This is a genomic window from Streptomyces sp. NPDC048383 (assembly GCF_040651775.1).
GTDB lineage: Bacteria > Actinomycetota > Actinomycetes > Streptomycetales > Streptomycetaceae > Streptomyces.
This window is the reverse complement of record NZ_JBEZKS010000008.1, coordinates 28,872-55,173: the sequence shown is the minus strand read 5'-3', so window position 1 is coordinate 55,173 and position 26,302 is coordinate 28,872. Positions and strand designations below refer to the sequence as shown.

The window sequence follows — 26,302 nt, the reverse complement described above, 5'->3', positions numbered from 1 at the left end:
CCAGGTTCACCGAAATCCCCCGGTGGGGGCAACAACCACCCGGACGTGATCCCCGGGCCGCGGTGCTGACGAACGGAGTTTCGCACGGCGGCCGGCACCTGTGCGAGGGTGATCGTTCGAAAGGAGATCATCATGCGCAGACCGAGCGTGCCGGAGGACCTCGATCCCGCCGGACGACTGTGGGCGAGGGCCGTGACGTTCGCCGTGCTGGCCGCCGCACGGGGCGATCACGAGGAGTACTGGCTGGACGAGGACGGGGTCTCGGGCGAGAACGGCAGCGGTTCGTTCTGGTGGCGCCTGCGGATGTGCGGCCCCGACCGGGCGGTGTTCTGCGGCCAGGACGCGGACGGCAGCTACACCCATGTCGGCCCGGAACCGCTGGACTTCCTCGCCGGCGGGCCCGACTGGCTGCCGTGGGAGCGGCTGCGCGACGACGCCGCGGGGAACCTGTTCGGTTTCGTCTACTGGTGGGAGGACGGCGCCTGGCACCGCGTCGACTACCGCGCGGACGAAATGGGCGACGGGCTGGACGGGGCCGCCCCCTGGGCGGACTCGGTGGAGGAGTTCCTCGACGAGGCCGAGTGCGTGCTCGGCGACGCCACCCGGGGCGGTCCGGCGGTCCGGGAGGCGGTGTCCGTGTTCGCGGCGCACGCCGAGCGGCGCACGGTGGACGGGGACGTCGTCGGCGCGCTCCTGAAGGCGGCGGGCACCGGGCCGGAGGGCGGGGCGCTGGACGCGGACGCGGCCCTGGAGTTGGCCCGGCGGGCCGGCGTCACCGTCTGAGGCGCGGAACGCGACCGGCGTACGACGCGAGGAGGCGCCCGCCCCGGGCTCGTGGCCGGGGCGGGCGCCTTCTCACTTCAGCGGAGCCGCGCTCGTCGGTGACCTGCGGGTCAGACCTGCGGGACCGGGTAGGTCGGGTACTCGACGCCCGAGACGTGCTGGACGACGCGGATGACCTGGCACGAGTAGCCGAACTCGTTGTCGTACCAGAGGTAGAGGATCGCGTTGTCCCCGTCGACCTTGGTCGCACCGGCGTCGACGATCGAGGCGTGGCGCGAGCCGACGAAGTCCATGGAGACGGCGTCGGGCGCGGTGGTGAAGTCGATCTGGCGCTTCAGCGGCGAGTGCAGCGAGACGTCGCGGAGGTAGTCGAGGACTTCCTCGCGGGTGGTCTCGCGGCCCAGGCGCAGGCTGAGGATGGCGATCGAGACGTCCGGGACGGGGACGCGGATCGAGCTGCCGGTGATGGGCGCCTTGAGGTCGGGCAGCGCCTTCGCGACGGCGGAGGCGGCGCCGGTCTCGGTGATGACCATGTTCAGCGGCGCGGACCGGCCACGACGGTCGGCCTTGTGGTAGTTGTCCAGCAGGTTCTGGTCGTTCGTGAACGAGTGGACGGTCTCCACGTGACCGCGCAGGACGCCGTACTCGTCGTCCATGGCCTTCAGCGGCGGCACGATCGCGTTCGTGGTGCAGGAGGCGCAGGACAGGATCTGCTCGTCCGGCTTGATCGTGTCGTGGTTGACGCCGTGCACGATGTTCGGGACGTCGCCCTTGCCCGGGGCGGTCAGGACGACCTTGTCGATGCCCGGACGCAGGTGCTTCGACAGACCCTCGCGGTCGCGCCACTTGCCCGTGTTGTCGATGAGGATGGCGTCCTTGATGCCGTACGCCGTGTAGTCGACCTCGGAGGGGTCGTTGGCGTAGATCACCTTGATCGCGTTGCCGTTGGCGAAGATCGTGCTGGTCGCCTCGTCCACGGTGATCGTGCCCTGGAACTGCCCGTGGATGGAGTCGCGGCGCAGCAGCGAGGCGCGCTTGACGATGTCCTGGTCGCCGCCCTGACGGACGACGATGGCGCGCAGGCGCAGCCCGTTGCCCGAACCGGCCTTCTCGATGAGGAGGCGGGCGACGAGGCGGCCGATGCGGCCGAAGCCGTAGAGGACGACGTCGCGACCCTCGCGGCGCTCGATCTTGTTGGCGCCCGTGGCGCCGGCGACCGCTTCGGCGGTGAACGCCTCGACCGAGAGGCCGCGGCCGTCGGTCTTGTACGTCGCGGCCAGCATGCCGAGGTCGATCTGGGACGGGCCGAGATCGAGGGCGGCGAGGGCCTTGAGGAACGGCAGGGTCTCGGTGACCGAGAGCTCCTCGCCGGCGATCTGCCGGGCGAACCGGTGGGTCTTCAGGATGCTGACCACCGACTTGTTCACCAAGGAGCGGCTGTGGAGCAGGATCGTTACGTCCTGTTCCCGGTGCAGCTTCCCGATGATCGGGATCATCGATTCCGCGATCTCCTCGCGGTTTTTCCAGTTGGTGAACGAGTCGTCTTTGACAGTCACAGGTTTATCTTTCGAGCTAGGCGGCGCTCATATGCTAACCCCTTGTTCGTTTGATCACTCAAGGGGGTGCCCCGGCCCCCGCCCCGCCTGGATCGACGCTGAAGCGGACCTCCGGCGGATCTCGGGCGGAGGGCTCTCGTGCCGCTCTACGGGGCCTGCGGGCCGGCGGGGTCTTCGGCTCCCGCCGGCACCTCCAGGATCCGTCCGTCGACGCCCGCGCGGTACAGCCGGCCCGCCGCGAAGCCGCTGTCGCCGCGCCCGTAGGTGAGCTGGGTGGAGAGGTGCAGTCCCGAGGCGACGGCGCACGGGCGGTCGTCCTCGACCCGCCAGACCTGCCCGGACGCGTGGGTGGAGATCAGCGGGCGGCCGGCGCCGTCCAGGGTGAGGCCGTCGGGCAGCGCCAAGGCGTCCAGGAGGCCGCTGGAGATCCAGCGCCGGGGGCGGTCAGGATCGGCGACGGGGATGCGGTAGAGGCCCGGCGCGAGCGTGGTCTGCACGACGAGCACCTCGGAGCCGTCCGCGGAGACGGCGATCCCGTTGGGCTGCGCAACCCGCGCCCAGGCCGGGTCCACGCGCCCGTCCGGGGTGACCCGGCCGATGTTCCGGCCGCCCAGCGTCGTGGTGTAGACGGTGCCGTCGGGGGCGAGGGCGACCCCGTCGATGCCGCCGAGGCCCGAGGCGTACGTACTGACGGCGCCGGAATCCGGATCCACCAGCAGGAGCTGGGAGCGGGGGAAGAGGTCACCGGTGAGGGAGTGCGCGAGGTCGTTGCCGGTGCCGACGAGGAGCTTGCCGTCGGCCCGGACCACGATCCCGCCGTTGGCGCCGATGTTCCCGGTGAGGGCGACCGGGGTGCTGCCGGGGGCGTCGATGCGGTGGACGCGCCCCGTGAAGTACGCGGTGGCGAACATCCGACCCCGCGCGTCGACGGCGATCGACTCGACCCAGTCGGGCAGTTGCGCCACCTGGACGGGCGGGGCCGCCCGGCCGGCCGGGGCGCACGCGGGAGCCGCGTGTGCCGGGCCCGGCGCGAGCACGCCGACGGCCGCGGCCAGGACGACCGCCGGTACGAGTGCGCCCGCCGGGCGGCGGCGCGAACGACGCGGCCACCGGAAGGCGGTGCGCACCGTACGGGTCGACCTCATCGGGATCCCCTCCGTCGTCGGCGGGCCGGTCCGCCGGGCGCAGTATCGGCGCCGCGCCCGCCCGGCACCACCCCGCCCCGGCCCCGGCGGCCGGAATCACCCGCCCCCGGAAGGAGCCGGCCTAGAAGGCGGAGCCGATCTCGTCGGCGGCCCGGTGGGGTGCGGGCACCCGTACCGGGCCCCGGCCGCCCGCCCGGGTGATGATCGAGTCGAGGATCTCCCCCACCCGTACCGCGGTGTTCGACAGCAGCGCCGAGGTGATGCCGTGGGTGTGTTCGGTACCGCCCTGGAGGTAGATGCCGCAGCGCAGCGCCGGGTCGGTCGTCACCCGGTAGTCCCGCTCCACCCGGACGCGGCCCCGGTCGTCACGCAGGCAGTAGGCCTCGGCCTCGCCGAGGAGTCCGAGGCCGTCGGCGGACCGGTATCCGGTCGCGTAGACCAGTACGTCGGCGTCCAGTGGCGTCCGGGCCCCGGTGACCAGAGATTCGACGGTGGTGCGGACCTTCTCGGGGGTCTCCACGACGTCGGCGATCCGGGACACCTTGAGGAAGCGCAGCCGCTCGGTGCCGAGGACCTTCTCCTGGTACTCCTGGCGGTAGAGCTCGTCGATCAGGTCGACGTCGACGACGGAGTAGTTGGTGTTCCCGTGGTACTCGATCAGCTTGCGCTTGATCGCCTCGGGGGCGGTGAAGTACTCGTCCACCGCCGCCGGGTCGAAGATCCGGTTGGCGAAGCCGCTGTCATCGGCGGGGCTGTACCCGTAGCGGGAGAAGACGGCGCAGACCTCGGCGCGCGGGAACGCGCGGTGCAGGAAGGCCACGTTCTCCGCGGCGCTCTGGCCGGCGCCGACCACGATGAAGCGGGTCGGGTCGGTGTCCGCCAACCCCTCCACCCGGGTCAGCAGGTCCGAGTTGTGCCAGACCCGTTCCGTCCGTACGACGCCTTCCGGTAGGTGGGGCCGCAGGCCGGTGCCGATGACGAGGTTGCGGGCGCGGTGCACCAGCCGTTCGGTTCCGGAGCGGGCGGTGACGTCCACGTACTCGATCACGCCGTCCCGCCCCACGGGCCGCACGTCGACGACCTCGCACCCGTACGAGACCATGTCGTCGACCTTGGCCGCGGCCCACTCGAAGTAGTCGTGGAACTCGACGCGCAGCGGGAACAGGTTCTTGTGGTTGACGAAGTCGATCAGCCGTCCCTTGCTCTTGAGGTAGCAGAGGAAGCTGTATTCGCTGGTCGGGTTGCGCAGGGTCACCAGGTCCTTGAGGAAGGACACCTGCATGGTGGCGTCGTCGATCAACATGCCCCGGTGCCAGCCGAACCGCGGCTGCCGCTCGAAGAAGTGGGCTGTGACCGCCTCCTGCCGTCCGACGCCTGCGTTGTGCTCGCTGAGCGCTATGGCCATGGCCACGTTGGACGGCCCGAAGCCGATTCCGATGAGGTCGTGGATCACTGGCGCGTCGTCGGGATGAGCCTCTGACATGTCACTCCCAATCGTGCGGGGCAGTCGCTTGCCGGGCGTTGGGGAACCGTGGGCAAGGCGCGCCGAAGGAGCGGCGGCCGAGCATACTTAGGCAAGGCTAACCTGATCTTTAAGTCATTGTCGATGGACAAACCGGATCGACCGCGCGCCTCGGCGGGTCGAACTCCCGTCGCAGAAAGCCCTGTTGCGAGACTTGGACACGACTCGCTCCACCGACCCGGACTCCCACCCCAGCCCGAATCCGACGGTCCATCAGGTCATCCGTCCCGGACCCTTGACTCCGGTTGCACCAGGGCCGATTCTCGTCCCACTGCTTGTGCGGGGCATGACAATTCATGCCGGGATCCGACCGCCCCTCCGCCGACCGAAGACATGAGTGATGACCTTGACCCGACAGCCACACCACAGGCGCAGCCCCCTCACGGTCCTGTCGTTGCTCCTCGCCGTCATGGCCATGGTGCTCGGGCCCGTGCCCAGTTCCTCGGCCGACGCCGGCTGGTGGAACCCGACGGCCCGGCCCGCTCCCGACTCCGACATCAACGTCACCGGCGAACCCTTCAAGGGGACCGACGCCCAGGGCAAGGTGCGCGGTTTCGTCGACGCGCACGACCACCTGATGTCCAACGAGGGCTTCGGCGGCCGGCTCATCTGCGGCAAGCCGTTCTCCGACCTCGGCGTCGCCGACGCGCTCAAGGACTGCCCGGAGCACTACCCCGACGGTTCGCTCGCGATCTTCGACTACATCACCAACGGCGGGGACGGCAAGCACGACCCCAACGGCTGGCCCACCTTCAAGGACTGGCCCGCCCACGACTCCCTCACCCACCAGCAGAACTACTACGCCTGGGTGGAGCGGGCCTGGCGCGGCGGCCAGCGGGTGCTGGTCAACGACCTCGTCACCAACGGCGTGATCTGCTCGGTCTACTTCTTCAAGGACCGCGGCTGCGACGAGATGACCGCCATCCGGCTGGAGGCGCAGAAGACCTACGACATGCAGGCCTTCGTCGACAAGATGTACGGCGGCCCGGGCAAGGGCTGGTTCCGGATCGTCACCGATTCCGCGCAGGCCCGTGAGGTCGTCCAGCAGGGCAAGCTCGCCGTGGTGCTGGGCGTGGAGACCTCCGAGCCGTTCGGCTGCAAGCAGGTCCTGGACGTCGCCCAGTGCAGCAAGGAGGACATCGACCGCGGCCTGGACGAACTGCACCGCCTCGGCATCCGCAGCATGTTCCTCTGCCACAAGTTCGACAACGCGCTGTGCGGGGTCCGCTTCGACCAGGGCGCCCTCGGTACGGCGATCAACGTCGGCCAATTCCTGTCCACCGGCACCTTCTGGCAGACCGAGAAGTGCGCCGGCCCGCAGCACGACAACCCCATCGGGCTGGCGGCGGCTCCGGCCGCGCAGAAGGAACTCCCCGCGGGCGTCGCCGTCCCCTCGTACGCGGCCGACGCGCAGTGCAACACGCGCGGACTGACGGACCTCGGTGAGTACGCGCTGCGCGGCATGATGAAACGCAAGATGATGCTGGAGATCGACCACATGAGCGTCAAGGCCGCCGGACGGGCCTTCGACGTCCTGGAGTCCGAGTCGTACTCCGGGGTGATCTCCTCGCACAGCTGGATGGACCTCGACTGGACCGAGCGCGTCTACAAGCTCGGCGGGTTCGTGGCCCAGTACATGAACGGCTCCGAGGCGTTCAGCTCCGAGGCCGACCGGACGAAGGCGCTGCGCGACAAGTACGACGTCGGCTACGGGTACGGCACCGACATGAACGGCGTCGGCGGCTGGCCGGGCCCGCGGGGCGCGGACGCGCCCAATCCCGTGCGCTATCCCTTCCGCAGCACCGACGGCGGGTCCGTCATCGAGAAGCAGACCACCGGGCAGCGGACCTGGGACCTGAACACGGACGGCGCCGCGCACTACGGCCTGGTGCCCGACTGGATCGAGGACGTCCGCCTCGTCGGCGGCCAGGACGTGGTGGACGACCTGTTCAAGGGCGCCGAGTCCTACCTGACCACCTGGGGCAACTCCGAGAAGCACAAGGGCGGGGTCAACCTCGCGGCCGGGGCGTCCGCCGGGGCCTCGTCCGCGGAATGGTGGAACCCGTTCGTGAACTTCTCGGCGGGCCAGGCCGTGGACGGCAACCCGGGCACCCGATGGGCCAGCGAGTGGAACGACGACCAGTGGCTGCGCGTCGACCTCGGTTCCACCAGCCGGGTCGGGCGCGTGACCCTCGACTGGGAGCGCGCGTACGGCAGGGCGTACCGCATCGAGGTCTCCACGGACGGGGTGAACTGGCAGCAGGTCTGGTCGACGACCGCCGGTGACGGCGGCCTGGACACGGCCCGGTTCTCCGGTGTGACGGCGCGCCACGTGCGCGTCCAAGGACTCCAACGAGCCACCCAGTGGGGCTATTCACTGCGCGAGTTCGGCGTCTACAGCAGTTGAGGGCGGAAGCACCGACCAGGAAGCGGGCCGGCCGGATCACATCCGGCCGGCCCGTGCGTCTCCTGCGAACGAGCGGAAGGAACCACCATGGCCCGGATGCCGTCGGCCGACCGGCGCCGCCAACTGACCGAAGCGGCGATCCGCGCGATGACCCGGGACGGCGTGGCCCGGACCACGACCCGGTCCATCGCGGCGGAGGCCGGCGTGTCACTGAGCGTCTTCCACTACTGCTTCGACTCCAAGCAGGCGCTGCTGGAGTCGGTGATCGAGGCGATCACCGCGCACTACGTGGGCGTGGTGAAGGAGGCGATCCGGCCCCGGTCCACCCTGCGCGAGACCGTCCGGGCGGGTTTCCAGGCCTACTGGGACCACGTCTCGGCGCAGCCCGGTGAGCACATGCTCACCTACGAACTCACCCAGTACGCCCTGCGCCAGCCCGGATTCGAGCACCTGGCCCGCCGGCAGTACGAGTTGTACCGCGCCACGTACGAGGAGCTCATCGGCGGGTTGGCCGAGGGCATGGACCTAGAACTGTTGGTGCCGGCGCCGGCGTTGGCCCGCTATCTGGCCGCCATGACCGACGGGTTGACCCTCAACGCACTCGTCCTCGGCGACGAGACGGCCACCAAGGAGATCCTCGACGTGGTCACTGATCACGTCACGGGGCTCATGGTCCCCCGGTCGCCGGGCGGCCCCTGAGGCACCGGCGGCGGTCAGTCGTCCTTGGTGTGGTGGAAGCGCGCCCACATCGGCAGGACGAACCAGCACAGCAGGTACCAGGCGATGACCCCGCTGACGAGCCAGGGCACGAAGGCGTCGTGGGTGGCCACCCGCAGGATCAGGAAGAGCGCGCCCACCAGGGTCGCGAAGAGCAGCACGAGGCCGACGGCGGTGAGGCGGGAGGCCCAGGCGACCGCCTGGGGTTTCATGTGGCGGCCCGTGACGATGCGGTGGAAGACGACCGGCGCTATCAGCGCTCCGGTCGCGAGGGACCCGAGGACGACGGTGACGATGTACAGCGTCTTGTCGGTCTGCTGCAGTCCCTGGAAGTGCGGTGTGAACACCACGGTCAGCAGGAATCCGAACAGGATCTGCACGCCGGTCTGGGCGACCCGTATCTCCTGTACGAGTTCCTCCCATTGCCGGTCCGCGCGCTCCGCCGGGCTCTCACTACGGCCGTCATCAGGGGCGGCTCTTCTCATTGCTCCTCCATCGCTCCGCGTCAGGGGCCGCCTACCCGCAGGGGGCGGGCCCATGCGGCGCCTTCTCGTCGCCGCACGGGTCGGGGTCGTCCGCGGCCGGGACGTGGAGGTCCATGACGCAGATGTCGTCCCGGTGCCCCGGGCGCAGCGCGGCCAGGCTGCGCGCCAGGCTCGCTCCGTGGCCCTCCTCCACGAGTCGACGGGCGGTGGCGGCGAGCCGGGCCAGGCCGAGGTCGATGTCCTCCCCCGGCTCCTCCACGAGCCCGTCGGTGTAGAGCAGGAGGTGGTCGTCGGGCCGCAGGTCGAGGGCGGTCTGTTCGTAGACGGAGCCGAAGTCGGCGCCGAGGAGGGCGCCCGTGGGTTGGGGCAGGAAGCCGGCGTCGCCGTCGCGGATCAGCAAGGGGGGCAGGTGTCCGGCCCGCACCCAGGTCAGCCGGCGGTCCCAGGGCCGGTAGCGCCCCATGATCATGGTGGCGGTGGCCCCGTGCGTATCGGTGGCCGTGTGCAGCAGGAGGCTGTTGAGCCGACTCAGGGCATCGGGCAGTTCCGAGCCGGTGACGATCATGCCCTTGGCGGTGAACCGCAGTTGGGCCATCGTTCCGACGGCGTCCAGGCCGTGGCCGGCGACGTCCCCGAGGACGAAGAGGGCGCTGTCGTCGGGAAGTCCAATGGCGCTGTACCAGTCGCCGCCGACGTTCACCCCGCTGTCGGAGGGCAGGTAGGCGACGTCGACGCACAGTCCGGCCAGCTCCAGGGACTGTTCCTGCAGGGGCAGCAGCGCGTGCTGGAGCCGGGCGGCGAGGATCCGTTCGGCCTGGAGCATGCCGCGCTGGACCAGGACGGCGCGCTCGCTCTCGCGCAGGGCGAGTTCGGCGTCGCGCTGCGCCGAGAGGTCCTGGAAGAAGCCGTGCACCTCGACGGGGGTACCGGCCGCGTCGGTGCCGGCCTCGGCGACGATCCGCAAGTGGCGGATCCCGTCGGCGGTGGTGACGCGGAAGTGCTCGTCGACGGCCCGACCCTCGCCGAGGAGTCGGCGCACGGCGCCGCCCAGGCGCGGCAGGTCGTCCGGCACCAGGTGCAGGTGGAGCTCCTCCAGTGGCATGGGGCCCTCGGCGGGGTCGCGGCCGAAGATGACGTAGACCTGTTCGGACCAGTTGATGGTGTTCGTGACCAGGTCCCAGTCCGCCCAGCCGAGGTTCCCCAACCGCTGCATGTCGGCCGGCCTCCGGGCCTCCCGGTCGCTGGTGTCGAGGCGGATCCAGGACACGACCAGGCGGCCTCCCAGCCGGGTCGCCCGCACCGCGTACGAGGATTCGCGCGGGACTCCGGAGGTCACCTCGTGGTAGCTGAAGGAGGGACCGTCGTAGTCGGTTCCGGTGGTCAACGTGTCCAGGTACCCCTCCCACAGGTCGGTGCCCGCGACGGTGGGGTACGTCTCCAGGACGCTGCGGCCCACGAGCTCCTTGCCCCGCCGGCCGGCCACGTCCACCGAGGCGGGGGCGGCCGCGTCGATCCGGAAGTCCTCCACCTCCCCGGCCTCGGACCGCAGCGGGGTGAGGAGGATCACCGCGCCGGAGAGCGCGTCGAGGATCCGCTGGACGGCGGCCACGTCCGCCTCTCCCGCCGGGTCGGGGACATCGGGTCGGCGCAGGTCGCGCAGCGGGCCCGCGCACATCCGGGCGGCGCGCCGCAGCAGGAGCCGGGTGTCGGTGGTGAACGGGGCCCGGCGGGTCCGGAAGAAGCCGACGGCGGCGGTCGCGGGGCCCTCCGCGAACACCGGGACCCAGGCACGGGAGGGCCAGCGCTCGGGCGGGTCCCCGATCAGGTGGTAGCGCTGGGCATCGTGCGCGGGGTCTTCCAGCCAGACCGGTTCGCGTCCCGCGAGGGCGACCATGGCGGCGACCCCGCTCAGCGGCGGAACGTGCCGCCACTGCTCGGCGAGGGCCTCGCTGATGCCGGCGGCGCCGGCCAGTTCCAGGCCCCCGGCCGGCGCCGCAGTGTAGATCATCACGGCGTCGACGTCCTCGGCCCCGCCGAGTACGGCCACCAGCAGCCCCGCGACCTCGTCGGCCCCGTGCACCCCGGCCAGGCCGTCGGCGAGCCGGGCCAGCAGGGGACGTCGTACCCCGGCGGTGCGGCCCGGCCGGGAGAGGTGGCGCCCCGGGTCGAACGACGACGGGTCCGGCGCCGCGCCCGGCGTGCCCTCAGCGGGGTCGGCGTGCGCTTCGGCGGAGGCGCCGGGGCGGGTGCGCAGGCCTCCGAGGGTGATCCAGCACTCCTCCATCAGGGTCCGCCCGCGCCGGTCCGCGCGCCGCAGCAGCATCGCGTACGCCGCGTCGGCGCTCACACCGGACTGCGCCATGAGCACGCCCTTGGCCCGTTCCAGGACGGCCGCCGTGGAGGCGATCGCCTCCGCGGCCTCGGCCTCGGCCCGCAGCCTCGCCACGATCCTGGCCAGCGCCAGGACCTCGGGTGCGGCGCCGTCGTCGGGAGAAGCGGGATCGCCCTTCATCCTTCGAGCATGGCACGCGAAGGCCGGTGGGGGCGGTTCAGCACGGCAGCGGAACGTCCACCGGGGCCACGGCGAGGCGGTCGACGACGGCGGTCAGGCTGCCGGTGGCCGCGAGGACGGCCCGCTGCCGGCTCGCGCCGGTACCCCGACGGCGCAGCCCCTCCCACAGGGTCCGGGCCAGGTCCAGGTCCCCGGCCGCCGCCAGCCCGGGGGCCGCGCGGTCCAGGAGCCGTTCGACGAGCAGCTCCGCGGGCAGCTGTCCGCGGCCGCACGGGTCGGCGCCGGGGCCGTCGAGGCCACCCTGCGCCGCGAGGGCGTGCGCACCCCACAGCCGGTGCGGCGGAACCGTCGGGGGCGGCACCCCGGCGTCCACGTCCTCCAGCAGGACGGCCGCCAGGCCCCGTACGAGGGCGACGGTGAGGATCACGGTGTCCAGGTCGGCGTTGACGTCGGAGACCCGGATCTCCAGCGTCGGCACGTGCTCCGAGGGGCGGGCGTACCAGTAGAGCATCCGGCGGTCGAGCAGCACTCCGGCGGCGACGAGCCCGTCGACGTGGGCCAGGTAGTGCGCCTCGTCGACCACGGGCGGCGGTCCCACCGTCGGCCAGCAGGAGAAGGCGACCGAGCGCCAGCTGTCGTGCCCGGTGTCGCGGCCCGCCATGAGGGGCGAGTTCCCGGTCAGGGACTGGAGGACGGGCAGCCAGGGCCGCATGTGGCTCGCCAGGGCGAGGGCCCGCGGCCGGTCCAGGGTGCCGACGTGGATGTGGCAGCCGCAGACGGCGGTGAACCCGTCGATCAGGTGCGCGGAGCGGCGGGCCATGCGCCGGTAGCGCTCCTCGTCCGTCACCGTCAGGGGCTCCAGCGGCGCGATCACGGGCACTCCGGAGGCCACCGGCAGGCAGCCCGCGGCGCGGGCGGCGCGTGTGGTGCTCTCCCGCAGCAGCGACAGCTGCCGGCGCAGGTCCGCGCAGTCGGTGGTGGGCCGCGTGCAGATTTCCACCTGGGCGTCGTAGAACTCGCTCTGGACCAGCTCGCCCAGCTCACGGGCCGCCGCGCGGATCACCTGCGGCCCCCGGTTCACCGGGGCCCTGGTGCCCCGGTCCACGAGGAGGTACTCCTCCTCGACTCCCACGGTCGGAACGTCCACGGGATCTCCTTGTCGAATGCGCAGAACGCGCCGAAGGACCGGACTCGGGCGGCGCCTACCCTCCCGGCGCCCCCGCACTCCCCCCTCCAAGGGTCACGCCCCGTCGGTCTCCGCGGCCCGCCAGACGGTGGTGATGTTGCAGAATTCGCGGATGCCGTGCCCGGACAGTTCGCGCCCGTACCCGGAGCGTTTGACGCCGCCGAAGGGCAGCGCGGGATGCGAGGCGGTCATGCCGTTGACGAAGACGCCGCCGGCCTCCAGGTCGCGGACGAACCGCTCCACGTCGGCGTCGTCGCGGGTCCAGACGTTGGAGCTGAGCCCGAAGGGCGTGTGGTTGGCCCGCTCGACGGCTTCGTCGAGGTCGGCCACCCGGTAGAGGGTGGCGACGGGCCCGAAGGTCTCCTCCAGGTCGATCCGCATCTCCCCGGTGATGCCGGCCAGGACCGTCGGCTCGTAGAACCAGCCGTCCTCGTGGCCCGGCGGGCGGCGCCCGCCGCACAGGACGGTGGCGCCTCGGCGCACGGCGTCGTCGACGAGTTCCTCCACGTCCCGGCGGCCGCTCTCGGTGGCCAGCGGGCCGACGTCGGTGGTGTCGAGCATCGGGTCGCCCACGACCAAGGCCTTCATGCCCTCGGTGAACAGCTCGGCGAACTCGTCGTGGACGTCGGTGTGGACGATGAACCGCTTCGCGGCGATGCAGGACTGCCCGTTGTTCTGGACGCGTGCGGTGACGGCCGTACGGGCGGCGCGGGCGACATCGGCCGAGGGCATCACGACGTACGGGTCGCTGCCGCCGAGCTCCAGGACGGTCTTCTTGACCTCGTCCCCGGCCGCGGCGGCGACGGCGCGACCGGCGGGTTCGCTGCCCGTCAGGGTGGCCGCCGCGACCCGCGGATCGCGCAGGACGGCCTCCACGGCTCCCGAGCCGATCAGCAGGGTCTGGAAGCAGCCCCGCGGGAAGCCCGCCCGGTGGAAGAGGTCGCCCAGCCAGAGGGCGGTCCGGGGGACGTTCGAGGCGTGTTTGAGCAGGCCCACGTTGCCCGCCATCAGGGCGGGCGCGGCGAACCGTACGACCTGCCACAGCGGGAAGTTCCAGGGCATGACGGCCAGGACCACGCCGACGGGGCGGTACACGACCCGGACGGACGAGGCTCCCGCGTCGCGCACGTCGGCGTCGGTGGGGTGCTCGTCGGCGAGGAGGCCCTCGGCGTGCGCGGCGTACCAGCGCATCGCCTTGACGCACTTCGCGGCCTCGGCCCGGGCCGCCGCCAGCGGCTTGCCCATCTCGGTCGTCATGGTGCGGGCGACGGCTTCCGCCTCCTCCTCCAGGAGGTCGGCCGCCCGGGACAGCAGCGCGGACCGTTCGGCGAAGCCGGTGCGCCGGTACGTGGCCGCCGTACGCGCCGCCTCGGCCAGGCAGGCCTCGATGCCGTCGGCGTCGAGCGGGTCGAAGGTCCGCAGCGTTCGGCCGTTCGTCGGATTCACGGTGGCGATGCTCATGGTCCGCCCTTCCTCGGAGGGAACCGCCCCATAGACCCTGCCCGCCGGGCCGGCGCCGCGCAACGCGGGGGCCGGTACCCGGGTGTTCCTACGGGCGCCGCGCCGCCACGGATTGCGGGCCGTGCGGAGCCGACGCATGGTGGGCAAGCAACGTCCCCCCAGGAAGGAACGACCCCGTCATGGGCAAGGCAAAGGCGAAGGCCAAGCAGGTCAAGGGCACGATGAAGGAAACCGCGGGCAGCGCGATGGACGACCGCCGCATGGAAGCGGAAGGCGGTGCCGAGCGGATGAGCGGCAAGGCCGAGGAGACGGTCTCGAAGGCGACGGACGCGATGAAGAAGTCCAAGGGCCGCCACTGACGGAGCGACCCCCGGTGACCGGCGCCCCCGTGCGGGGGCGCCGGTCACCGGCACGAGGTCCCGGTGTTCCGGTGGTCGGCGTTGCGGTGCGGCGCCGGCTACGGACGGCCGCGCGGCTTGCCGCGCTTGGCCGCCTTCGGCGCCGCGGAGCCGCCGCGCGGGTTCTTGCCCGTCTGCTTGCCGCCCGACTTCCCGACGGTCTTCCCGCCGGCCCGTCCCGCGGCGCCCTTGCCCTTTCCGGCGCTCGCGTCGGGGCGCTTGCGCTGCTGCTTGGGCTGCGGCGGCGTCGGCGGGCGGCCGCGCGTGCTGTTCACCGTCCGGCCGCGGACGATGCCGATGAACTCCTCGACCAGGTCGGTGGTCTTCTCCTCCGGCCAGGACAGCGCGATCCGGGACTCCGGGGCGCCCGTCACGGGCCGGTAGGTGAGGTCCTTGCGGTGGTGCAGACGGGCCAGGGACTGGGGGACGACGAGGACGCCGATGCCCGCCGCGACCAGTTCGATGGCGTCGGCCGTGGTCTCGGGGCGTTCGAAGGCCGGCTTGCCCGGCAGGGTCTCCCAGCCGAGGACGTCGTCGAGGGGGTGCAGCACGATCTCGTCGGCGAGGTCCCCGGTCGACACCTCTTCCGCCGAGGCCACCAGGTGGTCCTTGGGGATCACGACCACGGTCGCCTCGGTGTACAGCGGGATCGCGCTGAGATCGCTCCGGTCGACGGGCAGCCGGACGAAGCCGGCGTCGGCGCCGTTGCCGCGCAGCAGGTCGAACGCTTCGGCGGCCGGTACTCCGACGAGGGTCAGGGGGACGTCGGGCAGCCGCTCGTTCCAGATCCGCACCCACTTGGTGGGCGTCACTCCCGGGACATAGGCGAGCCGGAACGAAGGGGAAGTTTCCGAGCCTGTCACCCCGCCAGGTTACCGGTCGTGGTCGGAGGTGGCGCACACGCTCGATACCCTTGACCCCATGACGTCGCACCAGAGCACCCAGACGATGAAGCCCGCCACCGCGGCGAAGAAGCTGGGTGTGTACCTCGAAGCCACCCCCGCCGAGTTCCAGGAGGGTGTGGTTTCGCGCACCGAGCTGAACGCCCTCCAGACCGATCCGCCCGCGTGGCTGGTCGAGCTGCGGCAGAACGGTCCGCACCCCCGCCCGGTGGTCGCGGCGAAGCTCGGCGTCTCCATCGCCGGTCTCGCGCGCGGTGGGGTCACCGAAGCCCTGACCACGGAGCAGATCGAGGCGCTGAAGCAGGAGAGCCCCGAGTGGCTCCAGAAGGAGCGCGGCACCCAGGCGGAGGTCCGCAAGGAGACCGTCCGCATCAAGGAGAAGCAGGCCGAGAAGGCGGAGAAGGCGCAGCGCGCCCAGCAGCAGTAGTGGGGGCGGCGGCCACCACGCCGCCCCTCCCCCGGTCCCGGCCGACCGCGGTCGCCGGGGACCGGACCGGTCGGTGATCGGGCCGCGCCCACCGCGCGGTTTCCGGGATCACCTGCCGGTCAGCGCCCGGGTGAGGGCGTGCCGGGGCGCGCCGAGCAGGCGGTGCGCCGGGCCCTCCTCCACGACGCGGCCCGCCTCCAGCACCGCGACGCGGTCCGCGAGGGCGGCGGCGGCCGCCAGGTCGTGGGTGATCAGGAGCAGGCCGAGGCCGCCCCGGTCGCGCAGCCCGGCGAGCACGTCGAGGACGGCCTCCCGCGTGACGGGGTCGAGGCCCGAGGTGATCTCGTCGCAGACCAGTACGTCCGGCCGGGCCGTGAGGGCCCGGGCGAGGGCCGCTCGCTGGAGTTCGCCGCCCGAGAGGCCGCCGGGGCGCCGGCCCGCCTGCTCCTCGGTCAGTCCCAGCTCCGCCAGGGTGCGCAGCGCCTCCTCCCGCGCCCGCTCCGGGGTCGCCCCGCGCAGGCGTACGGCGGTGCGGGCGACCTGGTCCCGCACGGGCCGGTATTCGTCGAAGGCGGCCTTCGGGTCCTGGAAGACGTACTGGACGGCCGCCAGTTCCGCCCGGCTCCGGGACCGCACGCCGCGCGGCAGGGGGGCGCCGCGCCACAGGATCCGGCCGTCGTGGTCGGTGTGCAGCCCGGCCAGGCAGCGGCCCAGGGTGGTCTTGCCGCTGCCGGAGCGGCCGATGAGGGCCAGGCACTCCCCCGCCGCCACCTCCAGTCCGATGCCGTCGAGCGCCGGCGCGGCGCCCCGTCCGGTGCCGTAGGCGGCCGTCAGGTGCCGCGCCTCCAGGCGTACGGGTCCCCGGGCGCGGGCGACCCGGGCGGCGGGCGGTGGCTGCGGAGAGGGGGGTCCGAGCACCGAGCGGGCCGGGCCCCGGGCCACGACGCGGCCCCCGCCGAGGACGACGACCTCGTCGGCGAGCTCCCGCACCACGTCCAGATCGTGGCTGAGCAGGACCACCGCGACGCCCCGGGCGGCGACGGCCGCGAGTTCCGCGACGATGCCCCGCTTGGTGACGGCGTCCTGCCCGGTGGTGGGTTCGTCGGCGACGATCACCCGGGCGCCCCGCAGCAGTGCCTGGGCCAGGACCACCCGTTGCTGCTGGCCCCCGGACAGTTGGTGGGGGAAGCGGCGCAGGACGGTTCCCGGGTCCGGGATCCGGGCCGACAGCAGGGCCTCCTCGACCCGCGCGCGGACCTCCCGGCGGCCGCCCCCGCCGAGGGCCGCGACGTCGCGCAGCAGCGCTCCGGCGCGGCGGGCGGGATTGAGGACGGCCGCGGGGTGTTGGGGCACGTAGCCGACCGCGTCGGCGGTGACGACGTGGCCCAGGACGCGGGCGCCGGGCGGGTACTCGCCGAGCAGGGCCAGGCCCGTCGTGGTCTTGCCGCTGCCGGACGGGCCGACGAGGGCGGTGACGCGGCCCGCGCGGGCGCTGACGTCGACGCCGTCGACGACGGCGCGGCCCCCGATCTCCACGCGCAGGTTCCGTACTTCGGCGACGACGGTCATCGCGGTGTCCCCTTCCGGTCGCCCCGCGCGGGCGCGAGGGGGTGCTGCTGCGCGGCGTCGAACAGCAGGTTGGTGCCCATGGACAGGGCCGCGACGAGCAGCGCGGGCAGCACCACGGGCCACGGCACCAGGAGCAGGCCGGGCCGGTTGCGGTCGACCATGACGGCCCAGTCGGCGGTGTCGGGTTGCACTCCGACGCCGAGGAAGGCGGCCGTGGCCACCAGGTACAGCGAGCCGGTGAGCCGGATCCCGACATCGGCGGCGAGGGTGCGGCGCATGGCGCGGGCCACGTACCCGACGGCCGTGCGCCACCAGGTCTCGCCCTGGGCCCGTAGGGCCTCGACGGCGGGCCGGGCCGCGATCGCGACGGCCGTCGCGTGCACGACGCGGGCCGCGTCGGGTACGGCGGCCAGCCCGACCAGGACGGTCATGCCGACCGGCCCGGGCGTGAGGGTGGCCGCGACGAGCAGCACCAGCAGCAGGGAAGGAACGGCGATCACCACGTCCAGGGGCCGCATCAGCGTCTCTTGGAGCCAGGTGCGGCGGGTGAGGGCCGCGCACAGCCCGAGCGGGATGGCGACGAGGTGGGCGAGCGCGGTGGCCGCCAGGGCGACGAGGACGACGGAGCGGCCGCCGAGGAGGACCTGCCGCCACGCGTCGCGCCCCGCGAAGTCGGTGCCGATCCAGTGGTCCGGACCGGCGGCGAAGGACACCGTACGGGCGCCGGCGGGTCCCGCGAACAGCGGTCCGAGCAGGGCGAGCAGCAGCGGTACGGCGATCAGGGCGAGGGCGGGGCCGTACCGCGCCACCCGGGACGGGTGTGACGCGGGGAGCGGCCGGGGCGGGTTCACGCGGCGGCCTCCGACCGGGGGGCGAGGCGGCGGGCCACGAGGTCGGCCGCGAGGTTGACCAGTACGGTGACGACCCCGAAGACCACGGCGAGGCCCTGGACGACGGGTACGTCCCGGGCGGCGACGGCCTCGATGAGGACGGTGCCCAGGCCCGGCACGACGAACAGGGCCTCCACGACGATGACCCCGCTGAGCAACCAGTCGCAGGTCCGGGCCAGTTGCTGGCCGGCCGGGGCGAGGGCGCCGGGCAGGGCGTGGGTCCAGCGGATGCGGGCCTCGCCGACGCCGAGGCGCCTGGCCTGGGCGGCGTACGGGGAGGCCATCGCGTCGATCATCCCGGCGCGGACCAGCCGGCTGATGGAGCACACCGGCCGGGACAGCAGTACGAGCACGGGCAGGACCAGGACGGCGGGTTCGGTGCGCGGATCCGTACCGAGGGCGGTGGGCGGCAGCCAGCCGAGCTCGACGGCGAACAGGGCGGCCAGCAGGATCCCGAGGGCGAACTCCGGGACGGCGTGCACGGCGAGGGTGCCGGCGCTGACGGTACGGTCCAGCGGGCCGCCCTCGCGGCGTGCGCAGAGCACGCCCAGCCCGCCGGCGACGGGGAGCAGCAGTGCGAGGGTGAGGGCGGCGAGGAGCAGGGTGGGGCCGGCCCCGGCGGCGAGGTGGTCCGTGACGGGGCGGCCCGTGACGAGAGAGGTGCCGAGGTCGCCGTGGAGCAGGCCGGTGATCCAGTCCAGGAGGCGTTCGCCGGCCGGCTGGTCCAGGCCCAGGGTGGTGCGGATGCGGTCGATGCGCAGCGGGTCGGGTTGGTCGCCGGCCAGGACCACGGCCGCGTCGCCGGGCAGGGCTTCGGTGAGGGCGAAGACGAACAGGACGACGGCCGCCGTCTGCCCGAGGCCCAGGAGCAGTCGGCGGCCGGCCCAGGACCGGTGGCGGGTCGCGCTCACGCCAGCCAGGTCCGGTCGAAGCGGGCCCAGTCGAGGGTGTTGGCGGGGGCGTCCTTCGCGATTCCGCGGACCTTGGTCGAGGTGGCCACGATCCAGTCGGCGAAGCCCCAGATCAGGAAGCCGCCCTCGTCGTGGAGGCGGCGTTGGATGCGTTCGTGGAGGGCGGTACGGCGCTGTTCGTCGCGGGTGGACTGGGTCTGCTGGTAGAGGTCGTCGAAGTCCTTGTGCCGCCATTGGGTGGCGTTGGTGGTGGATCCGGTGAGGAGTCGTTGGGAGAGGTGGGATTCGATGGGCATGGCGCCGGACCGGTAGGAGGCGAAGGTTCCGGTGGACAGGATGTCCTTCCAGTAGGTGTCCTTGTTGCCGATCTTGATCTCCACGGTGACGCCGGCCCGGGCGGCCTGGTCCTTGAAGATGCCGGCGGCTTCGACGAAGCCGGGGGCGGCGGGGGCGGTGTCGAGGGTGACGCGCAGTCCTTCGGCTCCGGCCTCCTTGAGGAGGGCGCGGGCCCGGTCGAGGTCCTGGGTGCGTTGGGGCAGGGCGGAGGCGTAGTAGCGGCAGCCCTTGCCGAACAGGTCGTTGCCGACCGTGCCGGCGCCGCCGAGCGCCCCGTCGACGAGTTCCCGGCGGTCGGCGATGAGGAAGAACGCCTGGCGGACCCGTTTGTCGTCGAAGGGGGGTCGGTCGGTCTTCATGACGAAGCCCTGCATGGCGCTGCCGGGGAGCCGGACGACGTCGATCCGGCCCCTGCCCTCGTGGCTGCGGGCGGTGGCGGGGGCGAGTTCGTGGGCGTACTCGACCTGTCCGCCCAGGAGCGCGTTCACCCGGGCCGATTCCTCCGCGGCGATGACGAACTCCAGTTCGTCGAGGTGGGGGGCGCCGTCCCAGTAGGCGTCGTTGCGGCGGACCAGGAGGGATGCGCCGGGCCGGAAGGAGACGAAGGAGAAGGGTCCGGATCCGACGGGGCGGTCGAAGGAGGTCGCGCCCTCGGGGACCACGTACGCGCCGAACGCGGCGAGCACGTTGGGGAATTCGGCGTAGGGGCGCTTGAGGCGGAACTCGACGGTGGTCGGGTCGACGGCCCGGCCGGCGGCGAGGTCGATGGGTTCCAGGGAGGCCTTGGCCCGGAAGGTGCCCCGGGGGTCGGCGATGCGGCGGTAGCTGTACAGGACGTCCGCGGCGGTCACGGGCCGGCCGTCGTGGAACCGGGCCCGGCGCAGGGTGATCCGCCAGGTGTCGAGGGCCTCGTTGGACTCCCAGCCTTCGGCGAGGCGGGGGACGGCGGACAGGTCGGCTCCGAAGTCGGCGAGTTTGTCGAACAGGGCCTTGGCGCGGGCCGCGTCGACGAACAGGTTGGCCGCGTGCGGGTCGAGGGTCTCGGCGGCGCCGCCCCCGGCGAAGGCGGCGCGCAGCCGGCCACCGCGCCGGGGCGGGCCGGCGGGGCCGTCGGTGGCCGGGGCGCCGGCGCATCCGGTGGCCAGGACGAGGGCGCCGGCGCCGCCCGCGATCAGGAACCCGCGCCGGGCGAGGACGTTGGGCTGGTCGTTCATGGGGTGGTGTCTCCGTTGTCGTGGTGGGGCGCGGGGCGGGCGTTCGGGAGGTGGGCGCCGCTCATCGGGGCTCGTTCGCCGGTCGGGCGGTGCGCGGGTGGGGGGCCGGTTCGGCGGGGAGGACGCCGGCGCGGTGCAGTCGGGTCATGCCCGCGGCCGAGGCGAGGCCCAGGGCGAGGCAGCAGGCGTACGGCAGCCAGGTCGCGCCGGTGTGTCCGCCGGCGTCCATGGCCCAGCCGATGCCGGCGCTGCCGAGGGCGGCGGCGAGGCCGGACACCGCGTAGAAGAGGCCGTACGCGGTACCGGTGAGGCCGGGACGGGCGAAGGCCGGTATCAGCTCCATCACGAAGGGCTGGGCCGTCATCAGGCCGAGGTGCAGCAGCAGGACGCCGGCCAGGACGGGCAGCAGGGCCAGGGGCCGTCCGGTGACGTCGGCGACGAGCATCGGCGGGAGGAATCCGGCGGCCATCAGGGCGAGGCCGACGGCGATCCAGCGGGCCCGGCCGTCGAGGGCCGTCAGGCGGCGGGTGAGGCGAAGTTGGAGGAGCAGGTGGGCGAGCGTCCCGGTGAGGAAGAGCAGGCCGATCGAGCCGTTCCAGCCGGAGGCGCGGGCGGCGGCGTGCGGCAGGAGCAGGTAGAGCTGGTTCTCCAGGCCGTACATGCCGACCATGGCGAGCGAGAAGGCCAGGAACCTGCGGTTGCCGGCCACCTCGCGCCAGTCGGCGAGGACGGGTCCTTCGGGGGCGGCGACGGCGCGGGCGGGCAGGACCAGGATCTGGGCGAGGGTGAGGACGGCGAAGACGCCCGCGGCGGTGAGCGCGGCGGCCCGGAAGTCGACGAGCAGCAGCAGGCTGCCGAGCAGCGGTCCGAGCAGGGCTCCGGTGGTGGCGAACACGTTGAACAGGGCGAAGGCCTCGGCCTTTCGCCCGTCGGCCTCCTGGGCGACGTAGGTGCGCACGGCGGGGTTGAAGAGGGCCCCCGCGAGCCCGCTGAGTATGGACGCGGCGACCAGCAGCGGCAGGGAGTCGCCGAGGGCGAAGAGGGCGAAGCCGACGGTGCGCAGGGCGCAACCGGCGATGATCACGCCGCGGGCGCCGAGCCGGTCGGCGGCCGAGCCGCCGATGAGGAAGAGGCCCTGTTGGCTGAGGTTGCGCAGGCCGAGGACGATGCCGATGACGGCGGCGGACAGTCCGAGGTCGTCGGACAGGTGGGTGGCGAGGTAGGGGATGAGCAGGTAGAACCCGGTGGTGACGCCCAGTTGGTTGAGGAGCAGCAGGCGCACGGCGGGCGGGAAGCTTCGTACGGTGGCCAGGGTGTTCACCGGGGCGCCGCCCCGGGGGTCGGGTGGACGCCGAGGCCGGGGCGGCCGGAGGGTCGTACGGTGCCGTCGGCGCCGCCGATCCCGGTCCACGGGTCGGCGGCGAGCAGCAGGTGGCCGTCGAGGTCGACCCAGCGGGCCCGGTCGGCGAGGTGCACGGCGGGTGCGATGCCGAGGGTGCTGGCGGTGAGGCAGCCGAGCATGAGGTCGGTGCCGGTGCCGCGCAGGGCGGCATGGATGCGCAGGGCGGCGCGGACGCCGCCGCACTTGGCGAGTTTGACGTTGACGCCGTGGACGCGGCCGGCGAGGGCGGCGGCGTCCTCGTAGGAGACGGCGTCCTCGTCGGCGATCACCGGTACGGGCGACTCCCGGGCGATCCGGGCCAGTTGGTCGGGGGCGCCGGCGGCGATGGGCTGCTCGACGGCGCCGACGCCCAACGCGTGGAAGCGCGGGAGCAGGTCGAGGCTGCGGCGGGCGCTCCAGGCGCCGTTGGGGTCGAGCAGCAGGCTCGCGCCGGGAGCGGCGGCGCGTACGGCCGCCACCCGGGCGAGGTCCTCGCCCGGGTCGGGGGATCCGGCCTTGACCTTGAGGGCGGTGAAGCCGCTGCGGGCCAGCCGGGCGGCCTGGGCGGCGGCCCGCTCGGGCGCGACGATGCCGATGGTGCGCGTGGTGGCGGCGACGGGGGGTTCGGGGGCGCCGAGCAGGGCGTGGACGGGGCGTTCCGCGCGGATGCCGATCAGGTCGAGGAGGGCCGCTTCGAGGGCGGCGGCCACCCCGGCGGGCAGCGACCGCCAGGGCACGGCGGCGGGGTCCTCCCATCCGGTCTCGGGGTCGGGGAGCCGTTCCACGGCCGGTCGGACGGCGGCGAGTCGGCGCAGGATCCGGGGCGTGGGCAGGCCGAGGTGGTCGCTGCTGACGGCCTCGCCGCAGCCGCGCAGGCCCTCGTGCTCGACGGTGACCCGGACGGCGTCGCGACGGGCCATGACGGAACGGGAGATGCGCAGCGGTTCGGCCAGTTCGAGCGAAGTGGTCCGCCAGCTGAGCTTCACGCGGCGCCTCCGCCGAGCAGGGCGGGCCGGGCTGCGGCCGGGTCGACGACGGTGCGGCAGCGCGCCCAGCCGGTGGCCTCGGCTGCCTGCGGGTGGCCGATCTCCAGCGGCCGGACGGCGAGTTCGGCCCGGTCCAGGCCGTGGGCGCGGCAGAACTCGTCGTCGTAGACGGTGCCGAGATAGCGGTGCGGACCGTCGGGGAAGACGGTCGCGACGACCGCGCCGGCCTCGACCCGGGCGGCCCAGGCGGAGACCAGGGCGACGGCCCCGGTGCTCCAGCCGCCGCTGACGAAGCTGGTGCGGGCGAGCCTGCGGCAGGCGTCGACGGCCTCGGCGGGCCCCACCCAGTGCACCTCGTCGAAGGCGTGGTGGGCGACGTTGCGGGGGTGGATGCTGCTGCCGAGGCCGCGCATCAGGCGGGGTCGCGCGGGTTGGCCGAAGATGGCGGAGCCCACGGAGTCGACGCCGATGACCTTCAGGCGCGGCCAGCGGCGGCGCAGGGGTCCGATCAGTCCGGCGCTGTGGCCGCCGGTGCCGACGCTGCACACGAGGACGTCCAAGTGGTCCAGTTGGGCGGCGAGTTCGGCGGCCATCGGCAGGTATCCGGCCGCGTTGTCGGGGTTGTTGTACTGGTCGGGCCAGTACGCGTCGGGCGTGCGGGCCAGCACCTCGTGCAGCCGGACGATCCGCGCCGCCTGCCAACCGCCCTCGCGGGCGGGCCGGTCGACGATGTCCAGCCGGGCCCCGTGACTGCGCAGCAACTGGCGCATGGAGGGCTCCAGTTCGGCGTCGCCGACCAGGATCACGGGGTGCCCGAGGGCCTGCCCGGCGAAGGCGAGGCCGATCCCGAGGGTGCCGGAGGTGGATTCGACGACGGGCGCACCGGGACGCAGCTCGCCGCGCCGGCGCGCACCGCGCAGCATCGACAGGGCCGCCCGGGCCTTCATCCCGCCCGCCCCGAGGCATTCGAGCTTCGCCCAGAACCCGGGCTGCGGAAACGGCAGTTCGGTGCGGATGCGGGCGAGGGGGGTGTCGCCGGCGAGGGTCAACAGGTCGGGGTTGCCGGCGCCGACGGGCAGCCGGCGGGGCAGGAAGGCCGTGCTCATAGCGGTCCTCCGTAGCGGTGGATGACTCCGGGTCCGCCGTCGAGCCAGAAGAAGGGGTAGGGCTCGGCGGAGATGGCGCTGACGCCGGCGCCGAGGAACCGGGGCAGGACGGCGCTGCCGGTCTGGGCGAACATGACGAGGGGCTTCGCGGTGGCGGCGGCGTGGTCGAGCAGCGGCTGGAAGGTGCCGTTGCCGAGGGTCATGCCCGAGGCGAGGACGGCGTCGCACTCCTCCAGCAGGGCGAGGGCGTCCGTGTGGAGGGGTTCGCCCCATTCGGTGGCGCCGCCTTTGAGGTCGCAGGGCAGGTAGTCGATGCCGCGTCGGCGCAGTTGCTCCAGGAGGGAGTTGACGACGCCGACGACGAGGACCCGGCGGGGCCCGTGCCGCGGCAGCAGGTCGACGACCGCGCGGGCCCTGGCCCGCGAACGGTCCAGCGAGCCGCCGGCGGGCAGCGGGTAGGAACGGGCGCCGTGCGCGGGGGTGTGGGGGCGCACGTGGGCCAGGTAGGCGTCCAGCGCCGCGATCCGCACCGGGCGCAGGGGGTGGTCGAGCAGGTCGGCCACGCTCGCGCCGACCACCTCGTCGAGGGCGGTGGCGGGCAGGGTGCCCGGCTCCACGGCGCAGGAGCCGACGGCCGCGGCGAGGCGCAGGCTGAGCACCTCGTTGCGGTACCCGCCCGCACGGCCTTCGTGGCGCACCGCCTGGGCCGTGGTGAAGGCGAGCGCGATGCGCTCCCCCCGCGGGTCCGGCCCGTATCCGCCGTCCCGCACCCGCGCGACGAGCTCCGCCACGCTCCGTACGACACCGTCGTCGCGCTCCTCCTCGGAGCGCGCGGGCCGGGGCAGGAGGGGGCGGGGGCGTGAGGTCGGCCCGTCCGGGGCGTGCTCCCGTACTCCTGCCCGGCCGGGTGGGGTCCGTCGCGCGTGCGGCGCGGTCCCGGGACCGGGCGGGTCGTGCGGTGGCGGGCCCGGGTGGACCGGGTGGCTCGGGGTCGTCATGCGGGCACCGCCGGGGACTCCTCGTAGCGGGGCCGAAGGCGCGTGAGCAGCCGTTCGGCGGCGACGCGGGCGCCGTGGCCGGCGTCGGCCGTCATGACGTGGCCGAGGTACTCGTTGTTGCTGGTCGCGGCCCGTACGGAGCGGCCGGGTTCGGCGAGGCTGAGCTCCAGCACCTCGGGCAGGTCGCGGACCCCTTCGGCGCCCTCGACGGCGGCGAGGGTGCCGGTGGCGGCGGGCAGCAGGAAGGCGATGGCGGCGCTGTGCACCCCGGTGGCCCGGGGCGTGAGGTCGGGGGCCGCGCCGAGGGCGACGTCGACGCAGGCAGCCGCGAGGTCGACGCCCCTGACGTGGCGGACCAGTTCGGTGATCCGGTTCCCGGCGGGGCGGGGGTTGACCTCGACGACCCGGGGTCCCAGCGGTGTCAGCTTGATCTCGGTGTGGCACACGACGTGGTCCAGTCCGAGGGCCTCGACGGCGGCCCGCGCGGTGTCCGCGGCGGCGCGCGCCTCGGCGGCCGGGAGGTCGGCCGGGAACATGTGGCCGGTCTCCACGAAGGCGGGGGATCCGCCGATGCTCTTGTCGGTGACGCCGACGACGTGCGTGACGCCGCCGTGGGAGACGGTCTCGACGCTGACCTCGGGCCCGGTGAGGAGCTCCTCCAGCAGGACGACGGGGGCGCGGTCCTGTCCGCGCGCGTTGACGGGGAACGCGGCGAGGTCCCGGCAGGCGCGTTCCAGTTCCCGTTCGTCGCGCACCTCCCGCACGAGCATCCCGGCGCACAGGTCCACGGGTTTGACGACCAGCGGGTAGCCGATGTCCCGGGCCGCGTCCGGGATCCGCGCGGGGTCCTCGCAGGCCGCGAAGCGCGGGCCCGGAACTCCGGCGTCCGCCAGGGTCCGGCGGGTCAGGTCCTTGCGGCTGGCCGCTTCGACGGCCGGGACGGCCGGCCCGGGCAGCCCGAGGTGTCGCGCGACGCGGGCCACCGCGGGCAGGTAGTAGTCGCAGGAGGAAACCACCCCGTCGAACGCCAGCACGGCATGGAGCCGTTCCAGCCGGGCCGGCAGGGCGTCGGCGTCGTTCGTGTCCGTCGTGACGATGTTGCGCGCGGCGAGCAACGGGTGCGCCCCGCCGCCGCCGGCGGCCCGCAGGTAGTGGTGGAGGTCGCGGGTGACGAAGGTGAACTCGTGCCCTCCCTCACGGATCGCCCTCGGCAGGAGTCCGCTCATCGATCCCACCCAGCTCTCGACAACCAGCAGATGTGCCACGCCACTTCCTCTCGGACCACGCCGGAATCCCGGAGCGCGGCAGTGCGCCGAGCCGGGTCGACCAGACGTTATCCGAAATCGTTTTCATTTCCAATAGCGGGTTCTCCGTACCGGCCCGACCCGTCCCACCGGGTCGGGCGCCACG

Annotated in this window: 22 protein-coding genes; 5 read left to right on the top strand and 17 right to left on the bottom strand. The window is 73.4% G+C overall.

The window, feature by feature from the left end; genetic code table 11:
* Window positions 1–132: 132 nt before the first annotated feature.
* Window positions 133–783 (top strand): hypothetical protein, encoded by a 651-nt coding sequence (locus AB0D46_RS08320; RefSeq protein ID WP_362876497.1) that lies wholly within the window; start codon window positions 133–135, stop codon window positions 781–783.
* Between the two features lie 110 nt (window positions 784–893).
* Here AB0D46_RS08320 and AB0D46_RS08315 read toward each other — a convergent pair whose 3' ends face one another.
* The 3 genes from AB0D46_RS08315 to AB0D46_RS08305 form a co-directional block, all read right to left on the bottom strand.
* Window positions 894–2,339 carry a glyceraldehyde-3-phosphate dehydrogenase gene (locus AB0D46_RS08315; RefSeq protein ID WP_362876496.1) on the bottom strand — a complete coding sequence of 482 codons (1,446 nt, stop codon included), beginning with the start codon at window positions 2,337–2,339 and terminating at the stop codon, window positions 894–896.
* 146 nt (window positions 2,340–2,485) lie between these two features.
* Window positions 2,486–3,484 (bottom strand): hypothetical protein, encoded by a 999-nt coding sequence (locus tag AB0D46_RS08310; RefSeq protein ID WP_362876495.1) that lies wholly within the window; start codon window positions 3,482–3,484, stop codon window positions 2,486–2,488.
* A 121-nt stretch (window positions 3,485–3,605) separates the two neighbouring features.
* Window positions 3,606–4,967, bottom strand: a complete 1,362-nt coding sequence (locus tag AB0D46_RS08305; RefSeq protein WP_362876494.1) for a lysine N(6)-hydroxylase/L-ornithine N(5)-oxygenase family protein — start codon at window positions 4,965–4,967, stop codon at window positions 3,606–3,608.
* 379 nt (window positions 4,968–5,346) lie between these two features.
* Here AB0D46_RS08305 and AB0D46_RS08300 point away from each other — a divergent pair, with 379 nt between their 5' ends.
* A complete protein-coding gene (locus AB0D46_RS08300; protein WP_362876493.1) occupies window positions 5,347–7,413 on the top strand; it encodes a discoidin domain-containing protein in 2,067 nt (688 codons plus the stop codon).
* 87 nt (window positions 7,414–7,500) lie between these two features.
* Window positions 7,501–8,112, top strand: coding sequence for a TetR/AcrR family transcriptional regulator (locus AB0D46_RS08295; RefSeq protein ID WP_362876492.1), 612 nt, complete (start codon window positions 7,501–7,503; stop codon window positions 8,110–8,112).
* Between the two features lie 14 nt (window positions 8,113–8,126).
* Here the strand turns inward: AB0D46_RS08295 and AB0D46_RS08290 are convergent, their stop codons facing one another.
* The 4 genes from AB0D46_RS08290 to AB0D46_RS08275 all read right to left on the bottom strand — a co-directional run bounded on the left by AB0D46_RS08290 (window position 8,127) and on the right by AB0D46_RS08275 (window position 13,774).
* Window positions 8,127–8,615, bottom strand: a complete 489-nt coding sequence (locus tag AB0D46_RS08290; RefSeq protein ID WP_362876491.1) for a DUF6328 family protein — start codon at window positions 8,613–8,615, stop codon at window positions 8,127–8,129.
* 31 nt (window positions 8,616–8,646) lie between these two features.
* Window positions 8,647–11,127, bottom strand: coding sequence for a SpoIIE family protein phosphatase (locus AB0D46_RS08285; RefSeq protein WP_362876490.1), 2,481 nt, complete (start codon window positions 11,125–11,127; stop codon window positions 8,647–8,649).
* A 37-nt stretch (window positions 11,128–11,164) separates the two neighbouring features.
* Window positions 11,165–12,274, bottom strand: a complete 1,110-nt coding sequence (locus AB0D46_RS08280; protein WP_362876489.1) for a glutamate--cysteine ligase — start codon at window positions 12,272–12,274, stop codon at window positions 11,165–11,167.
* 93 nt (window positions 12,275–12,367) lie between these two features.
* Window positions 12,368–13,774: an NADP-dependent succinic semialdehyde dehydrogenase gene (locus tag AB0D46_RS08275; protein ID WP_362876488.1), complete on the bottom strand. Its 1,407-nt coding sequence runs from the start codon at window positions 13,772–13,774 to the stop codon at window positions 12,368–12,370.
* Between the two features lie 179 nt (window positions 13,775–13,953).
* Here AB0D46_RS08275 and AB0D46_RS08270 point away from each other — a divergent pair, with 179 nt between their 5' ends.
* On the top strand, window positions 13,954–14,133 hold the full coding sequence (locus tag AB0D46_RS08270) for a CsbD family protein (protein ID WP_362876487.1): 180 nt from the start codon (window positions 13,954–13,956) through the stop codon (window positions 14,131–14,133).
* Window positions 14,134–14,231: 98 nt separating this feature from the next.
* On the opposite strand, the gene AB0D46_RS08265 is transcribed toward AB0D46_RS08270, so the two are convergent.
* Window positions 14,232–15,035, bottom strand: coding sequence for a LysR family substrate-binding domain-containing protein (locus tag AB0D46_RS08265; protein WP_362876486.1), 804 nt, complete (start codon window positions 15,033–15,035; stop codon window positions 14,232–14,234).
* Between the two features lie 58 nt (window positions 15,036–15,093).
* On the opposite strand from AB0D46_RS08265, the gene AB0D46_RS08260 reads away from it, so the two are divergent.
* Window positions 15,094–15,501, top strand: coding sequence for a DUF5997 family protein (locus AB0D46_RS08260; RefSeq protein WP_362876485.1), 408 nt, complete (start codon window positions 15,094–15,096; stop codon window positions 15,499–15,501).
* A 108-nt stretch (window positions 15,502–15,609) separates the two neighbouring features.
* Here AB0D46_RS08260 and AB0D46_RS08255 read toward each other — a convergent pair whose 3' ends face one another.
* The 9 genes from AB0D46_RS08255 to AB0D46_RS08215 all read right to left on the bottom strand — a co-directional run bounded on the left by AB0D46_RS08255 (window position 15,610) and on the right by AB0D46_RS08215 (window position 26,157).
* Window positions 15,610–17,070: an ATP-binding cassette domain-containing protein gene (locus AB0D46_RS08255; protein WP_362876484.1), complete on the bottom strand. Its 1,461-nt coding sequence runs from the start codon at window positions 17,068–17,070 to the stop codon at window positions 15,610–15,612.
* A complete protein-coding gene (locus AB0D46_RS08250) occupies window positions 17,067–17,879 on the bottom strand; it encodes an ABC transporter permease subunit (RefSeq protein ID WP_362876600.1) in 813 nt (270 codons plus the stop codon). The genes AB0D46_RS08255 and AB0D46_RS08250 overlap by 4 nt, the downstream gene beginning before the upstream one ends.
* A gap of 38 nt (window positions 17,880–17,917) precedes the next feature.
* Window positions 17,918–18,871, bottom strand: coding sequence for an ABC transporter permease (locus AB0D46_RS08245; protein WP_362876483.1), 954 nt, complete (start codon window positions 18,869–18,871; stop codon window positions 17,918–17,920).
* On the bottom strand, window positions 18,868–20,421 hold the full coding sequence (locus AB0D46_RS08240; RefSeq protein ID WP_362876482.1) for an ABC transporter substrate-binding protein: 1,554 nt from the start codon (window positions 20,419–20,421) through the stop codon (window positions 18,868–18,870). Before AB0D46_RS08240 ends, AB0D46_RS08245 begins: the two co-directional genes overlap by 4 nt.
* A gap of 61 nt (window positions 20,422–20,482) precedes the next feature.
* Complete coding sequence (locus tag AB0D46_RS08235; protein ID WP_362876481.1) at window positions 20,483–21,742, bottom strand: MFS transporter; 1,260 nt, start codon at window positions 21,740–21,742, stop codon at window positions 20,483–20,485.
* The gene (locus AB0D46_RS08230; RefSeq protein WP_362876480.1) at window positions 21,739–22,788 is read right to left on the bottom strand and encodes an enolase C-terminal domain-like protein; all 1,050 of its coding nucleotides are present in this window, start codon (window positions 22,786–22,788) and stop codon (window positions 21,739–21,741) included. Before AB0D46_RS08230 ends, AB0D46_RS08235 begins: the two co-directional genes overlap by 4 nt.
* Window positions 22,785–23,894 (bottom strand): pyridoxal-phosphate dependent enzyme, encoded by a 1,110-nt coding sequence (locus AB0D46_RS08225; protein ID WP_362876479.1) that lies wholly within the window; start codon window positions 23,892–23,894, stop codon window positions 22,785–22,787. The genes AB0D46_RS08230 and AB0D46_RS08225 overlap by 4 nt, the downstream gene beginning before the upstream one ends.
* Window positions 23,891–24,892 (bottom strand): DUF364 domain-containing protein, encoded by a 1,002-nt coding sequence (locus tag AB0D46_RS08220; RefSeq protein WP_362876478.1) that lies wholly within the window; start codon window positions 24,890–24,892, stop codon window positions 23,891–23,893. The genes AB0D46_RS08225 and AB0D46_RS08220 overlap by 4 nt, the downstream gene beginning before the upstream one ends.
* Entirely contained in the window at window positions 24,889–26,157 is a 1,269-nt protein-coding gene (locus AB0D46_RS08215; protein WP_362876477.1) for an ATP-grasp domain-containing protein, read from the bottom strand. Before AB0D46_RS08215 ends, AB0D46_RS08220 begins: the two co-directional genes overlap by 4 nt.
* Between the last annotated feature and the right edge of the window lie 145 nt (window positions 26,158–26,302).